This window comes from Aeromonas sp. R10-1, assembly GCF_040908465.1.
GTDB classification, from domain to species: domain Bacteria; phylum Pseudomonadota; class Gammaproteobacteria; order Enterobacterales; family Aeromonadaceae; genus Aeromonas; species Aeromonas caviae.
This window is the reverse complement of sequence record NZ_JBFODT010000021.1, coordinates 1-14,707: the sequence shown is the minus strand read 5'-3', so window position 1 is coordinate 14,707 and position 14,707 is coordinate 1. Positions and strand designations below refer to the sequence as shown.

General features: G+C 62.7%; 7 protein-coding genes, 9 tRNA genes and 1 riboswitch. Of the genes, 5 read left to right on the top strand and 11 right to left on the bottom strand.

Annotation, left to right across the window (positions count from 1 at the left end):
* Positions 1-4 precede the first annotated feature (4 nt).
* Complete coding sequence (locus AB5Y93_RS09485; protein WP_042014300.1) at positions 5-1,240, top strand: lipopolysaccharide assembly protein LapB; 1,236 nt, start codon at positions 5-7, stop codon at positions 1,238-1,240.
* 267 nt (positions 1,241-1,507) lie between these two features.
* Here the strand turns inward: AB5Y93_RS09485 and AB5Y93_RS09480 are convergent, their stop codons facing one another.
* Positions 1,508-4,513, bottom strand: coding sequence for a glycosyl hydrolase family 18 protein (locus tag AB5Y93_RS09480; protein ID WP_368229243.1), 3,006 nt, complete (start codon positions 4,511-4,513; stop codon positions 1,508-1,510).
* Between the two features lie 145 nt (positions 4,514-4,658).
* Positions 4,659-4,742: riboswitch (cyclic di-GMP riboswitch) on the bottom strand.
* A 293-nt stretch (positions 4,743-5,035) separates the two neighbouring features.
* Between AB5Y93_RS09480 and AB5Y93_RS09475 the strand changes: the two genes are divergently transcribed.
* Positions 5,036-7,177 carry an ExeM/NucH family extracellular endonuclease gene (locus tag AB5Y93_RS09475; RefSeq protein ID WP_368229230.1) on the top strand — a complete coding sequence of 714 codons (2,142 nt, stop codon included), beginning with the start codon at positions 5,036-5,038 and terminating at the stop codon, positions 7,175-7,177.
* A 603-nt stretch (positions 7,178-7,780) separates the two neighbouring features.
* Here AB5Y93_RS09475 and AB5Y93_RS09470 read toward each other — a convergent pair.
* The 6 genes from AB5Y93_RS09470 to gltX form a co-directional block, all read right to left on the bottom strand.
* Positions 7,781-7,856 (bottom strand) — tRNA-Ala (locus AB5Y93_RS09470).
* A gap of 34 nt (positions 7,857-7,890) precedes the next feature.
* Positions 7,891-7,966: transfer RNA gene (locus AB5Y93_RS09465), tRNA-Ala, on the bottom strand.
* Between the two features lie 48 nt (positions 7,967-8,014).
* A tRNA-Ala gene (locus AB5Y93_RS09460) sits at positions 8,015-8,090 on the bottom strand.
* Between the two features lie 63 nt (positions 8,091-8,153).
* Positions 8,154-8,229: transfer RNA gene (locus AB5Y93_RS09455), tRNA-Ala, on the bottom strand.
* A gap of 28 nt (positions 8,230-8,257) precedes the next feature.
* Positions 8,258-8,333, bottom strand: a tRNA-Ala gene (locus AB5Y93_RS09450).
* A gap of 383 nt (positions 8,334-8,716) precedes the next feature.
* Positions 8,717-10,132 (bottom strand): glutamate--tRNA ligase, encoded by a 1,416-nt coding sequence (gene gltX / locus AB5Y93_RS09445; protein ID WP_039040158.1) that lies wholly within the window; start codon positions 10,130-10,132, stop codon positions 8,717-8,719.
* 263 nt (positions 10,133-10,395) lie between these two features.
* Here gltX and AB5Y93_RS09440 point away from each other — a divergent pair, with 263 nt between their 5' ends.
* The 3 genes from AB5Y93_RS09440 to AB5Y93_RS09430 all read left to right on the top strand — a co-directional run bounded on the left by AB5Y93_RS09440 (position 10,396) and on the right by AB5Y93_RS09430 (position 13,762).
* Positions 10,396-12,498, top strand: a complete 2,103-nt coding sequence (locus AB5Y93_RS09440) for a methyl-accepting chemotaxis protein (protein WP_368229229.1) — start codon at positions 10,396-10,398, stop codon at positions 12,496-12,498.
* A 99-nt stretch (positions 12,499-12,597) separates the two neighbouring features.
* Positions 12,598-13,257 carry a LysM-like peptidoglycan-binding domain-containing protein gene (locus AB5Y93_RS09435; RefSeq protein ID WP_010675484.1) on the top strand — a complete coding sequence of 220 codons (660 nt, stop codon included), beginning with the start codon at positions 12,598-12,600 and terminating at the stop codon, positions 13,255-13,257.
* Positions 13,258-13,552: 295 nt separating this feature from the next.
* Positions 13,553-13,762: a cold-shock protein gene (locus AB5Y93_RS09430; RefSeq protein ID WP_005297820.1), complete on the top strand. Its 210-nt coding sequence runs from the start codon at positions 13,553-13,555 to the stop codon at positions 13,760-13,762.
* A 554-nt stretch (positions 13,763-14,316) separates the two neighbouring features.
* Here the strand turns inward: AB5Y93_RS09430 and AB5Y93_RS09425 are convergent.
* The 4 genes from AB5Y93_RS09425 to AB5Y93_RS09410 all read right to left on the bottom strand — a co-directional run bounded on the left by AB5Y93_RS09425 (position 14,317) and on the right by AB5Y93_RS09410 (position 14,706).
* Positions 14,317-14,392, bottom strand: a tRNA-Gly gene (locus AB5Y93_RS09425).
* A gap of 24 nt (positions 14,393-14,416) precedes the next feature.
* Positions 14,417-14,492, bottom strand: a tRNA-Gly gene (locus AB5Y93_RS09420).
* A gap of 38 nt (positions 14,493-14,530) precedes the next feature.
* Positions 14,531-14,606, bottom strand: a tRNA-Gly gene (locus tag AB5Y93_RS09415).
* A gap of 24 nt (positions 14,607-14,630) precedes the next feature.
* Positions 14,631-14,706, bottom strand: a tRNA-Gly gene (locus tag AB5Y93_RS09410).
* Between the last annotated feature and the right edge of the window lies 1 nt (position 14,707).

The following is a 14,707-nucleotide window of genomic DNA, read 5'->3' as shown; positions in this document are numbered from 1 at the left end:
GGCGATGAAAAAGTTACATACCCTGATCCTCGCCCCGGTGGCCATGGCGGTGCTGCTCAGCACCGCCACCTGGGCCGCCGAACAACCCGCCCTGTCTGACCGCGCCTACCGCGCGGTCAACAAGGCCCAGGCGTTGATCACCGAGAAGAAATACGGCGAGGCCAATGCCAAGCTGCAGGAGGCGCTGTCCGGCGCCGGCGAGCGGGTCTACGACAAGGGGGTCATTTTGCAGACCCTGGGCTTCGTGGCGGCGCAGCAGGAGAAGTACGGTCAGGCGACCAAGTACTTCGCCGACGCCATCGCCACCGGCGGCCTGCCGCCCCCGGTGGCCCAGCAGGTGCGCTACAACCTGGCCCAGCTCTACATGGCGGAGGGGAACTTCAAGGGTTCCATCAACACCATGAAGGAGTGGTTCGCAAACCTCGGCAAGGACGAGAAGCCGACCCCGCACGCCTACATCACCCTGGCCAACGCCCATGTGCAGCTCAAGCAGTACAGGGAAGCCATTCCGGCGGTGGACAACGCGATCAAGCTCTCCGCGGGCAAGGCGCCGGAGTCCTGGTACCTGCTGAAGATGGCGGCCCACTACGAGCTGAAACAGTACAAGCCGGCTACCGAGGTGCTGACCGCCCTGGTGGACCGCTACCCGGAGAAGAAGAAGTACTGGACCCAGCTCTCGGCCATGCACATGCAGGCGGGCAACGATGCCAAGGCCCTGGCGGCACTGGAAGGGGCCTACAACCTCGGCATGCTGACCGAAGCCAACGAGTTGCAGCGGCTCGCCAACTACCTCGCCTTCGCCGGCATTCCCCACCGCGCCGCCCGTGTGATGGAGAAGGCCATGAAGGAGGGGCAGATCGAGAGCACCGCGGCCAACTACAAGACGCTGGCCAACTACTGGCATCAGGCCAAGGAGCTGGACCCGGCCATCGACACCCTGGCCAAGTCCTACAAGCTGGCCCCCAATGCCGAGCTGCAGCTCAAGATGGCGCGCATGATGATCCAGAGCAAGCGCTACCAGGATCTGGTGGCCTTCGCCGCCAAGCCTGCCGCCAACGCCAGCGGCGAGCAGCGGGCGGATCTGAAGTTCCTGACCGGGGTCGCCTATTTTGAGCAGCAAAAGCCCAAGGAGGCGCTCTCCGCCTTCACTCAGGCCGCCCAGAATGGCAACGTCAGTGGTCGTGCTTCCCCCTGGATCAGCTTCTTGAAAGAGCAGCAGGGCGGCGCCGTCACCCAATAAAGCTGCGCGGCCCGGCTGGCGGGACGGGGATCTCCCCGACTCGGCATCCGGGCCGCGACACATCGACAAGGGGTCACCCCGCAGATTGCCTTGGTGGCAATTGGCCGCTCTTCGGAGCGGTCTTTTTTATGGCACCGCCCCTGCCCTTTTCCCCCTCCTTCTCCTGATGCAAGGCACAAAAAAATCCGGAGCCTGGGCTCCGGATTGGGTCGTTGCCTTGCGAGAGAACAGGCCATACAAAGTGCCGGCCTGCCGCTCAAACGGTCATCAGTAGCTGCACACCAGCTTCCAGCTGCCGTCGCCCGCCTTGGGCTCGCTGCTGGTCCACCAGTTGGCCTGCCACACCGCCTTGCCGTTGGTCATGCGGTCGGTGCCATTGGCGTGATCCCCGCGCGGCCAGGTCGGATAGGCATTGTAGTCCGCCGGGTTGACGTTCTGGCTGGCACAGGTGGTGCCACCGCTGCCGCCGTCACCACCGCCACTGCTGCCCAGCACCGCCTCGGCCAGGGCCGGGAAGTCGGACTTCAGGCCTATGGTCTGGCTGCCGGCAATCAGGCGCATGCCGCTCGGCACGCCGGCGGCCGGCAGGTAGTAGGTCATGGCCACTTCCACGTCGGTGCCCGGCGTCCAGGCTTTCCAGGCCGGCAGCGTCAGAGCCACCTTGTGGAAGTCCTTTTCATTGGCGATGCCGTCCGAGTTCTGGTTGCCACCGCTCTCCACCACTTTCAGCCCCATGCCGCTCTGGTCGGTGATGGTGTCTGAGGTGGAGGTGGGGACCAGGAACTCGATGCGGGTACCGCCCGGAATGGTCTGGGTCGACTTGTTGGTGAGCTTGAGGGTCGGGTTGATCGGGTAGTTGGAGTCCCCTTCCTTGAAGCCGGAGAGGCTCACGCCGATGTCGAGCTGGGCGGCCGGAGCCGGCAGATCGTTTTGCTTCAGGGCCGCCTTGTCGGCCTTGCTGAACTTCTCGTAGGCGAGGCTGGTGAGGGTGCTGCCCATCACGTACTCGTTCTTCGCGGCGTCGAAGTCATAGTCCCCCGCCATCTCCCAGAACATGACGCCCCCCAGGCCCCGCTTGACGATGTAGTCGAGCTTGTGACCCATGGACTCTTCATCTTCGGTGGAGAGGAACACCTTCTTCTGCTCGTTCCAGAGCCAGGGCGCATGGGCCTTGTCGTCGTAGTAACGCACATACTGGCCTTGCATCACGTGGGCCGGGTTGTTGGGATCCAGACCCCAGGCCTGGCCGTAACTCGGCAGGGTGGTGATGCCGAGGCTGGCCGCATGCTCCAGGTTCTTGGCATGCCACATGGGCACGGCGCCACCGCCAATCTCCTTGCCGTTCTTGTCAAGGTCATGCCAGATGTTGTCGATGCCCACCGCCCCGTTGCCGCACGGAATGGTGCTGCCACCGGTGCCCGGCTGGCAATCGCTCTGGCTCGGCAGCGCCGCCTTGCCACCCAGACCGTGGGTGCCACCGGTGACCCCCTGCCAGCCACGGGTGTAATAGGGCACCCCTATGTTGATCTTGCCCGCCGCCAGGGCACCGCGGAAGTAGTGGGCCGCCCAGGCGGAGTTGAGATAGCCGATGCCGCCAAACTGGGCCTGGGTGTAGACACCCCACTGGGATAACTCGGGATCCGCCTTGTTGTCGAACAGGGCGGCGTTGTGACCGACGAAGTGGTTCCAGGCGCCGTGGAAGTCATAGGTCATCAGGTTGACGTAGTCGAGGTACTGGGTGACCTGGAAGTTCTCCATGCCGCGCAGCAGGTAGGCCGAGGCCGGCGAGGCGATGGTCAGCATGTACTTGCGACCATCCTCGGTGCCGGCGCTGTCGAGCTTGTTGCGCAGGGTCTTCATCAGCACTTCATAGTTCGCAAAGAGCTTGCCGCGACACTGGTTGGAGAGCGGGAAGTCGTTGGGGTTGCCCGCATCCTTCATGGAGGTGGGGTACTCGTAGTCGATATCCACCCCATCGAAGCCGTACTGGCGGATGAAGCCCACGGCCGAGTCGGCAAAGGCGTTGATGCCGGCGGTGTTGACCGAGCAGTCGCCCTTGGTGGTGGCGGCGTAGAAGCCGCGGGTATCGGCCCAGCCCCCGACGGAGATGAGGGTCTTCACGTCCGGGTACTGCTTCTTGTACTTGGACAGCAGGTTGAAGTGACCCTGATAGGCGAACTCCGGATCCATCTCGGCGCCCGGCACCCCGTTCCAGGTCAGCTTGGTGGCGGCGTCATCCACCTTGATGGTGTGACTCTGCTCGTCCACCGCCGCGAAGGCGTAGTTGATGTGGGTGATCTTGTCCCAGGGAATGTCGCTCACCAGGTAGGCGGGCAGGCCGTTCTTGCCGGTGCGCCAGGAGGTGAAATACCCGATGACGCGGCGGCCGTGGTCATCCCCCATGCACTCGCTGCCGTCGGCGCGGTAGATCTGGCGCACGTCGCAGGAGAGGTTGCCGCCGGTGGGGGGCAGGGCCGCCTCTTCCACCTGCACGTCCACCTGGGCCGACTCGCCAGAGCGGTTGGTCTTGTCGGTCGCCACCAGCTTGAGGCCGGTCAGCCCCTTGTTCTGGGGCGTCCAGCTCAGTTGCCAGGGGGCGCTGGTGTCCTCGCCCACCTTCTGGCCATTCACGAAGAGCTCGACCTTGGCGACGTCGTCATTGGCGTCGGTGACATTGCCGCTCACGGTGAGGGCGCGGCCCAGGGTCACCCTGGCACCGACGGCCGGGCTTGCGATGCTCACCCTGGGCGCCTCTGGCGCCACCACGGCGGCGACCTTGAAGCTCGAATCCGCCTCGCTCAGCACCTTGCCGTCTTTATCCAGCGCCCGGGCCTTGAGGGCGTGATTGCCCGCACCGGCGGCAGACCAGCTCGCACTCCAGGGAGAAGCCGTGGCGGTGGCGACCAGAGCGCCGTCGATGAGGTATTCCACCCGGGCGAGCGCCGTGACCGGGCCGCTCAGCGTCACCGCCAGGGCCACACTGGCCCCCTCGCTGACGCTGGCACCCACGGCGGGGGAGCCGATGGCGACGACCAGGGCCGGCGGCGGCACCTCGCCACCATACAGCTTCCAGGCATCGGCCCAGACCACCCCCACCCCGGGGGCGTAGTGATAGGGGGACGCGCCGCACCAGCCGGAGTAAGGGAATTCCTTGCATTCATAGAGGGCGCCTGCGTTGCTGACGATGTCGCCAGCCTTGTAGGCGGTGCCGGCCTGATAGGCGGGGTAAGCAGCCTGCGCCCAGGCAGGGACGGCCGCAAGGGCGACCAGCATGGCAAGCCTGCTGGGCCTCAAGATCTGTTGCATATTGTTATCTTCCTTGTTTTGTCTTGGCTTCAATACCGGGAAAAGCGCAATCGCAACAGGGAACAAGGGAGCGACAACAGGCCATGGACGGGCCACAAACCCTCAAGTCACCCTGGGTAACCCCGCTGTCTGGCCCGGATGGGACAGATCGGAGGCTTTGCGTCCCGGCATCACTGCCGGTTTGCCCTTTGCCTGGGTTCCGTGAGGAACGGCTCGAGTATAGGAAGCAAGTGACCACTGCTCAATCTTTATTCTCGAAGGAAAATATGTGAATGCTGGCGGCCTCACACTTTTCGATCCCACCTGATGACAAATAGATCATCAATATCAAACTGTTAGCCACGTCAAAAAATGGCAGATGGGCTCCTTTGTCTCCTCATAATGTGCGTTGGTTCACTGGTCAGAGCTGCCAGAAATGTGACAATGCGCGCCCTTGGCCACGATGCCAAGGCTATGGAAACACTGGCAAAAATAAAAAAAGGAATACCCATGAAAGGAACACCTACCCTGCTGTCGCTGGCCGTGGGGCTCGCGCTCGCGTCCCCGTCTCTCTACGCCGCCGGCTTCAGTTGCCCGGCCGACAGTGCCCTCACCCCCATCCCCGCCATCCAGGGCAGCGGTGACAAGAGCCCCCTCGTCCCGGACGATCAGTTCGAAAGCGCCCAGAGCGTCTCGGTCAAGGCGGTGGTCTCGGGTCTGGGGGAAAGCCTCAACAAGGGCTTCTACCTGCTGGATGTGCAGGGGGACGGCAACCCCGAGACGTCGGACGGCATTTTCGTCTACCTCAACGACAAGCACTTCGCCAGCAAGTACCCGGATATCCAGCCGGGCGCTCTGGTCTGTCTGGAGGCCAAGGTCGAGGAGTATTACGGCCACACCCAGCTCAAGCCCCTGTTTGACGGCAGCACGCCGCGCCTGACAACCCTGGCCCAGGGCGCCGCCCCGGCCGCCACGGCGCTGCGGGTACTGGAGGGGGAAACCCTGGCCCGGGCCCTGGAGCGTCACGAAGGGATGCGGGTACGCCTTGACGCCGACAGCGCCCTCAAGATAAGCCGCAACTTCAGCTACGACTATGCCGCCCGGCGCAACAACCTGGTGCTCGCTCACGGCGGCCCGCTGATGAAGCCGACCCAGCTCCATGTGGCGAGCAGCCCTGAGGCCGTGGCGCTGGCCGAGGCCAACGCCAGCAACCGCGTCTTCCTCGAGTCGGACGTCAAGGCGGGGGACGGCAAGCTCCCCTGGCTGCCCGCCTGGGAGCCGGAGCAGGGTTACCTGCGCATCGGCGATGCCCCGGTCAACCTGGAGGCCATGGTCGGCTACAGCTACAACGAGTACCGCCTGATCGTGCCCCGGGATCAGACCATCACCGCGGGGGATCTGCTGCGCACCGGCGACAACGACCGCCAGAGCGCCCCGGCCCGCCTGGATGGCACCGACCTTCGCATCGGCAGCTTCAACGTGCTCAACTACTTCACCAGCCACTCCAGTGTGGGGGGCGCCCTCAACGTGCTCTGCGCGGATCAGGCGGATGCGGACAGCGCCAAGGGTTGCAACCGCGGCGCCAAGAGCCTGGAGGAGTTCCAGTTGCAGCGCGACAAGATCGTCAACGCCATCACCGAAATGGACGCAGACCTGCTCGGCCTGATGGAGATGGAGAACAACGGCTTTGACGAGCACGCCGCCCTCCACGATCTGGTGGAGAGCCTCAACGCCAGGCAGAAGGAGGCGAGCAAGCACTACGCCTTCGTCACCCTGCCCAAGGCCCTGCTCACGGAGGATCGCTTCTTTGGCGGCGACGCCATCATGGTGGCCATGATCTACCGCCCCGCCCTGCTCACCCCGAGCGGGGATGCCGACGTCATCCCCCTGCCCCAGCAGCGCTACACCACGGGCGGCGTCACCAAGAGCGCCGGTCAGCGGGACTCCCTGGTCCAGCGCTTCACCGTGGCGGGCAGCGACGCCCCCCTGACACTGGTGGTCAACCACCTCAAGTCCAAGGGGTCGGGCTGCTATGAGAACGGGGATGGCAAGACGGAGCCTGCGGATCTGCAGGGCAAGTGCACCGAGTTTCGGGTGAGCGCCGCCAAGGTGCTGGGGGAGGCGGTGAGCAAGATGCCGGGCCAGGTGCTGCTGGTGGGGGACTTCAACTCCTACGCCAAGGAGGATCCCATCCGGGTGCTGACCGACTATGCGCCGGTCGCGGGGGAGCGCCAGATCCGCTCCGCCTCCCACACCTACATCGGCGACAAGCCCTATGAGCAGATGGGCCAGACGGTGGCCAAGGGTTACGGCCTGGTGGATCTGAACGTCAAGTTCAACCAGGAGAAGGCCATCTCCTACAGCTACGAGGCCGAGCTCGGCACCCTGGACTACGCCCTCGCCAACCCGGCGCTGGCTGACAAGGTGGTGGCGGTGGCCGACTGGCACATCAACTCCTTCGAGAGCAACCTGTTCGAATATGGCAGCGCCTACACCGGCGATCTCATCAAGTCGGACAACCCCTTCAGCGCCTCGGACCACGACCCCGTCATCGTTGACCTCAAGCTCAAGGAAGCGAGCAAGGGGGGTGGCGGCGCCATGGGCGCCCTGCTGCTGGCCCTGTTGCCGCTCGCCTGGCGGCGCCGTCGCTAAGACGCGGCATCCTCGATGCCAGGTGCAAAGCCCGCGATGAACGCGGGCTTTTTTTGTGCCAGGGCCATTTGAAAAACAAATGCAAAGGGCCACATCATGGGATTAATAAATACCCTGTTGCCCCCGCCTCGCCCCTTTCCCAGGGGCTGGTACCCTGTCGACGGGGAAACCCGGTGCTGACATCAGGGGCCGGATGGCGTATCCCGCAGGCTGCCGAACGAACCAACCACCACACGGCAGAGGATGGCATCGCGCAGCCCGCGCCATGGCCATGGCGGCATCGGCGCCAATCCCCGTCAGCGGCGGCCAGGGCCGCTGATGCCCTCGCGGACAGGGTAAAGCGCCATCGCAGGCTGCCGAACGAGCCAACCGCCACGCGGCAGAGGATGGCATCGTGCAGCCCGCGCCATGGCCATGGCGGCATCGGCGCCAATCCCCACCCTCACCCCCGTCAGCGGCGGCCAGGGCCGCTGATGCCCTCGCGGACAGGGTGAAACGCCATTTGCCAGACAAATGCAAAGGGCGAGATCATGGGAGATCCAAATGACAGGCAAACAAAAAGGCCACCGCGATGCGGTGGCCTTGGTGCTTTCTTGCGAAAGATGGTGGAGCTACGCGGGATCGAACCGCGGACCTCTTGCATGCCATGCAAGCGCTCTCCCAGCTGAGCTATAACCCCGATGTGTGTGAGTGACGCTGAGTCACTCTGAATTTGGTGGAGCTACGCGGGATCGAACCGCGGACCTCTTGCATGCCATGCAAGCGCTCTCCCAGCTGAGCTATAACCCCAAATTCGGCACTGAATGAATGGTTCTGGCGGCCATTCATCCTCAATAATGGTGGAGCTACGCGGGATCGAACCGCGGACCTCTTGCATGCCATGCAAGCGCTCTCCCAGCTGAGCTATAACCCCACAAAGGTCGGCTTGGGTGATACACACCGCACTGCCCTGGGTACTTCATGTCAATCGGGAACCTGGTGGAGCTACGCGGGATCGAACCGCGGACCTCTTGCATGCCATGCAAGCGCTCTCCCAGCTGAGCTATAACCCCTTGGATTCCAGATTGTGCGAGGAGAATTTGGTGGAGCTACGCGGGATCGAACCGCGGACCTCTTGCATGCCATGCAAGCGCTCTCCCAGCTGAGCTATAACCCCAACTCACCTCGGCGCTACCAAAGTTATCTCTGGCAACGGAGGCGCATGATAGGCATCACCCGCTTTGCTGTCAACCCAAAATTCTCGCCCGCTGGAGCGTTTAGTCAAAATTCAGACAGTTAGCTGTTTTTACCGCCAACCTCGTCGCTATGTCGCTGTTTTACGTCGCAAATCCGCTTGAGGCCAAAATACGAAGGGCCCCCGTCAGGGGGCCCTTTTCATGCCATGGCCGATGTTTATTCAGCGGCCATGCGCGCTTCGATGTACGCCAGGGCGCGATCGATGCGGGCGAGGACCCGCTCCTTGCCCACCAGCGCCATCACAGTATCGATGGCAGGGGAAAGATTACCCCAGACCGGTGACGGCAATGTGCGGCGGCAAGCTTACTCGGCGGCCATGCGCGCTTCGATATACGCCAAAGCGCGGTCGATACGGGCGAGGACCCGCTCCTTGCCCACCAGCGCCATCACGGCATCGATGGCAGGAGACTGGCCCAGACCGGTGACGGCCACACGCAACGGCATGCCGACCTTGCCCATGCCCTGACCCAGCTCGGCGGCGGTCGCTTCAATCAGCTCGTGCAGCGCCTCGGTGGTCCAGGTCTCCAGGGCCGCCAGCTTGGTCTTGGCCAGCGCCAGCGGCTCGGCAGCCACACCGCGCAGGTGCTTCTTGGCAGCCGCTTCGTCGATGGCCTCGTACTCTTCGAACAGGTAGCGGCTCTGGGCAGCCACCTCCACCAGGGTGTTGCAGCGCTCGGCCAGCAGGGTGACCACATCGGCCAGCGCCGGGCCATTGCTGGTGTCGATCTGCTGGTGTTCCATGTGCCATGCCAGATGCTTGGCCACATAGGCCGGATCCAGGCTGCGCATGTAGTGATTGTTCAGCCACAAGAGCTTGTCGGTGTTGAAGGCGGAGGCGGACTTGGAGATGGCATCCAGGCTGAACAGCTTGATCATCTCGTCGAGGGTGAAGATCTCCTGATCGCCGTGGGACCAGCCCAGACGTACCAGATAGTTCAGCAGCGCTTCCGGCAGGTAGCCGTCGTCGCGGTACTGCATGACGGAGACTGCACCGTGGCGCTTGGAGAGCTTGGCGCCGTCGTCACCCAGGATCATGGAGACGTGGGCAAATTCCGGTACCGGCGCGTTCAGCGCCTTGTAGATGTTGATCTGACGCGGGGTGTTGTTGATGTGGTCTTCCCCACGCACCACGTGGGTGATCTCCATGTCCCAGTCATCGACCACTACGCAGAAGTTGTAGGTCGGCGCGCCGTCGGTACGGCGAATGATCAGATCGTCCAGCTCGGTGTTGGCGAACTCGATGCGGCCACGGACGTGGTCATCGAACACCACGGAACCTTCGGTCGGGTTGCGGAAGCGAATGACGTGCGGCGCATCGGCCGGGTGATCGTGGGCGCCATCTCGGCACTTGCCGTCATAGCGGGGCTTCTCGCCGTTGGCCATCTGGCCTTCACGCAGCGCTTCCAGCCGCTCCTTGGAGCAGTAGCACTTGTAGGCACGGCCGTCGGCCAGCATCTCGTCGATGAGGCCGTTGTAGCGATCGAAGCGCTTGGTCTGGTAGTAGGGGCCCTCATCCCAGTTCAGCTCCAGCCATTCCATGCCCTCAATGATGGCGTCGATGGCCTCCTGAGTGGAACGTTCCAGATCGGTATCCTCGATACGCAGCACAAACTCACCGCCCTGGTTCTTTGCAAACAACCAGGAATAGAGTGCGGTACGGGCACCGCCGACATGCAAAAAGCCGGTCGGGCTGGGAGCAAAACGGGTTTTGACTTTCATCTTTAAGCCTTGTGTAGAGGGCCTTGGGCCAATTCGTTAAAAAAACCGTCGCATTTTAGCACCGACAATGACGGATGGGAAAACCATGGCGAGGTAGAGGGGAAAATAGGGTCTATTCCCGCAAAAACCGCTGTTTTAGAGTGATGTCTCAGAATTTTCCCTTTTTTCCCGCTTAGCTAGGCGAGGTTGCTGGAGAGATCTCCCGCACAGCCGATACTTCAGTCACCCCGTCAACGAACCCTCAACGATACAAGGAACGCGCGATGCAGTTTCGTTCTATCCAGAATCGTATCCTGGTACTGGCCGGTGTCGCCATGACCACGGCCCTGGTCATCCTGATCCTGCTCAACCAGTATTCAGGCCGGCAGACCCAGCAGCTCACCATCGACTCCAGCCGCGCCGCCCTGCAACAGGAGGCGTGGCAGAAGGTGAGCGCCAACGCCCGCGCCGAGGCCGCCACCATCACCCAGCTGCTGCAAAAGGGGCTCTCCTACACCCAGCAGATGGCCAGCGTCTTCGCCCGCCAGCAGGAGGGCAAGCTGCCGCTGGATCGCCAGCAAGCCACCGACCTGCTCAAGGCCCAGCTTGCTTTGGAGCCCCAGCTCTATGGCGCCTTCGCGGGCTTCGAACCCAACGGCTTCGACGGCCAGGACGAAAGCTTCGCCGGCCAGAGCGCGCTCGGCAGTGACGACAAGGGGCGCTTCGTTCCCTATTTCTATCGCGACAAGGAGAGCATAGGCACCGACCTGCTGCTCTCCATCGAGAAGAGCGATCCGGACGAGTTCGGCAACCCGGCCAACGATTACTACGCCTGCCCGAAACGGGAGGGGCGCCCCTGCCTCATCGACCCCTTCAAGGTGGACATCAACGGCCAGCAGGTGCTGGTGAGCACCATCACCACCCCCATCCTGGTGGATGGCCAGTTCAAGGGCATCGCCGCGCTGGATCTGGCGGTGGACTCCATCAGCCGCCAGGCCCAGTCCCTCAACAGCAACATCTATGACGGCAAGGGGGAAACCTTGATCGTCAGCGCCGCCGGCGTCATCACCGGTACCAGCGGCGACGCCAGCCTGCTCGGCAGCCGCGCCGACAAGGTGCTCGGCAACGGCTGGCAGCAGTACCTCAAACCGGACGTGCAGCGCCAGGAGCTCACCGACGCGTTCCGTATCTCGGTGCCCATCGCGGTGCCCGGCATGGCCCGAAACTGGGCCATCATCGTCACCCTGCCCTACAAGGTGGTGCTGGCAGGAGCGGACGAGCTGGCACGCCAGCTCACCGACATGAACCGCGCCGCCATGACCCAGCAGCTCATCGGTGCCCTCATCGTACTGGCGCTGGCCCTTGGCACCATGCTGGTCATTGCCCGCAGCATCACGGGCCCCATCCGCCAGATGGTCAGCCTGGTGGATGACATCGCCGACGGCGACGGGGATCTCACCAAGCGTCTGGAGAGCCGCTCAAGGGACGAGCTGGGGGCCCTGGCCCGGGGCATCAATCGCTTCATCGACAAGCTGCAGGCCCTGCTCGGGGATGTGCAGAAGACCGCGAGCGAGGTCCATCGCCACGCCGGGGACACCGATCGCATCGCCGGCCAGACCGACAGCAACCTGCAGCATCACCAGGCGGAGATGGAGCAGATGCTGACCGCGGTGCAGGAGATGTCCTATGTCAGCCAGGAGGTGGCCACCCACGCCAACAACACCGCCGACTCCGCCAAGCAGGCCCAGGGCGCGGCGGACGAGGGCAAGGTACGCTTCCAGCGGGTGATCCACTCCATGCACAAGGTGGCTGCCGAGGCGGGCAAGGGCGCCGAGGTGGTGGAAGGGCTGGCTCACGACAGCGAGCAGATCACCAGCATCCTCACCGTCATCCAGGGGATCGCCGATCAGACCAACCTGCTGGCACTCAACGCCGCCATCGAGGCGGCCCGGGCCGGCGAGCAGGGGCGCGGTTTTGCGGTGGTGGCCGACGAGGTGCGCAAGCTGGCGGGCAACACCCAGCAGGCGGTGCAGAATACCCAGGAGCTGATCGACAAGATCCGCCACAGCTCCACCAACGCGGTCAACGCCATCCAGCAGAGCCAGCAGCTGACCCATCAGGCGGTGGGGGAAGCGGATCAGGCGGAGGCAGCCCTCGGCAGCATCTTCCAGGCCATCGCCACCATCAACGACATGACCTACCAAATCGCCTCCGCCGCCGAGGAGCAGAGCTCGGTTTCCGAGACCGTCTCCGGCAATCTGTCAAAAACCAGCGCACTGGCCAACGACATCGCCAGGGACGCCACCAGCACGGCCAACGCCAGTCAGGCCTTGCGTCAGGCGGCGGAACGTTTGCAGCAATTGTTGGGTCAGTTTCGTCTCAGCTGATAATTTTCATGCTCCGGACTCTCCCCCTCGGGGGCGAGTCCGTTTACCATAGGCGGCATATTTGCCTGATGGCAGGCAATGTAGTGAGAGGTAAATGCCGTGCCCACCCCGGACCGTCGCCCACGTGGCCATAACAGACGAGCCCAGCAGCGTCGCCAAGACGAATCACAAGGAACCCTGCTCCAACGTATCAACGCGGCTACCCTGCCCCTGCGCCAGCGTCTCGGCCAGGGCATGAGTGGCCTGGGTCAGCGCAACAAGGAGCCGAAGGCGGCCTCGTTCAAGCTGGCAAGCCCCCTGCCCCGCAAGCACACCATTGGGTTGCTGGTGCTGATCCCGCTCTGGCTGCTGGTGCTGGCCTGGGAGCCCGCCCCCGCCGCCCCGACCACGGCGCCGTCAGGCTCTCTGGCGGTCCCCCTGGCCGTGCCAGCCCAGGCCCTGACCGTCGGCAACGCCGGTGAGCCCCAGGCCGCCAAGCCTGTCGAGGAGAAAGTGGATGGCACCTGGTTGCAGCACGACGTGCAGGCCGGTGAAACCCTCTACTCCATCTTCCGCAAGTTCGAGTTGCCGGGGGCCGAGCTCAGCCGGCTCATCGCCATCGAAGGGCCGGACAGGCCGCTGACCCGGCTGCAGTCGGGCAAGTCGGTGTTCATCCTGGTGGACACCAGCCGCCGCATCCAGCGGGTCGAGGTCCGCTCTCTCGGTCAGGTCAGCTACCGCTACGACCGCCAGGGGGAAGGGTTCGCCCTCAAGGAATAAGGGGGCTCGACCACTTCCCCTTATGCAGACGGGAGGCCATGGCCTCCCGTTTTTTTTGATGTGAAGCATGAAACAAACTGCTGACTTCACAATACTTTTAGCTCGCTCAAAAAATGAAAAGTGCCAAATTGACAAGGGATCGGGCTCCAGTACAATCGGTCAGGCTTTAGACAGGGATTGTGCTACATGCTACTGGGACAAAGAGACGTGGTCAGTCATGCTTCAACCCCTGACTTCCAGGCAAATGCTGCCCAACCAGGCTTAGTTTCATTTTGTTATAGATAGGACTTACCACATGTCTGACATTCGCACCGGCCAAGTAAAATGGTTCAACGAAACCAAGGGTTTTGGCTTCATCGAGCAATCCCAGGGACCGGACGTTTTCGTTCACTTCTCCTCCATCCAGAGCGCAGGTTTCAAGACCCTGGCTGAAGGTCAAAAAGTCCAGTTCACTGTGACCCAGGGCAAAAAAGGTCCTCAGGCCGAGAACGTCACCGTTATCTGAGCCAGCGCCAGTGAACCCGTAGGAGGAGCCATCGCCCCTCCTATTTTTTTGCCCGCGATTTCCCCTCCCCGATCGGCAGAGCTCTTGCCGGGCTTGCCATCCCCACCTGCAAGCCGTTTATGGCCGCCACCAGCCGCTATAAATCAAAATTATGAGTTTTGGTTAAATGCCCCGGTTTTAACTTACACCGAGCCACTGTCTGTCATTCAGGCCCTGCCAAGCCTGTTAGCCGACCGCAAAGGGTTGTGCCCGATCTCCGGGAGGCTATTAGCAAGCAATACATCTTGGTCTTATGACTTGGGATGTGCGGGGAAGAGAGAAATCAGGCAAACGCCGGATACGACAAATCATCGCGGCGCGATGTGATGGGCAATTCAAAGGGATTATGAGGACGTCGAAGAGAGATTGGAGCGGGAAACGAGACTCGAACTCGCGACCCCAGCCTTGGCAAGCGCGGATCATGCTCTACCAACAGGACGCGGCAGTGATGGTACTGAGAAACTGGATTCGTGTACTTGGGGGAGAGATTGAATTCGAAGGGTTCGAAGAGAGATTGGAGCGGGAAACGAGACTCGAACTCGCGACCCCGACCTTGGCAAGGTCGTGCTCTACCAACTGAGCTATTCCCGCAACAGGATGTCATCTGCAAGTGATTGGAGCGGGAAACGAGACTCGAACTCGCGACCCCGACCTTGGCAAGGTCGTGCTCTACCAACTGAGCTATTCCCGCAACGGAATGTCACTTACACATATCTACCGGACACTGTTTGGAGCGGGAAACGAGACTCGAACTCGCGACCCCGACCTTGGCAAGGTCGTGCTCTACCAACTGAGCTATTCCCGCAACAGAATGTCATCTGCAAGTGATTGGAGCGGGAAACGAGACTCGAACTCGCGACCCCGACCTTGGCAAGGTCGTGCTCTACCAACTGAGCTATTCCCGCA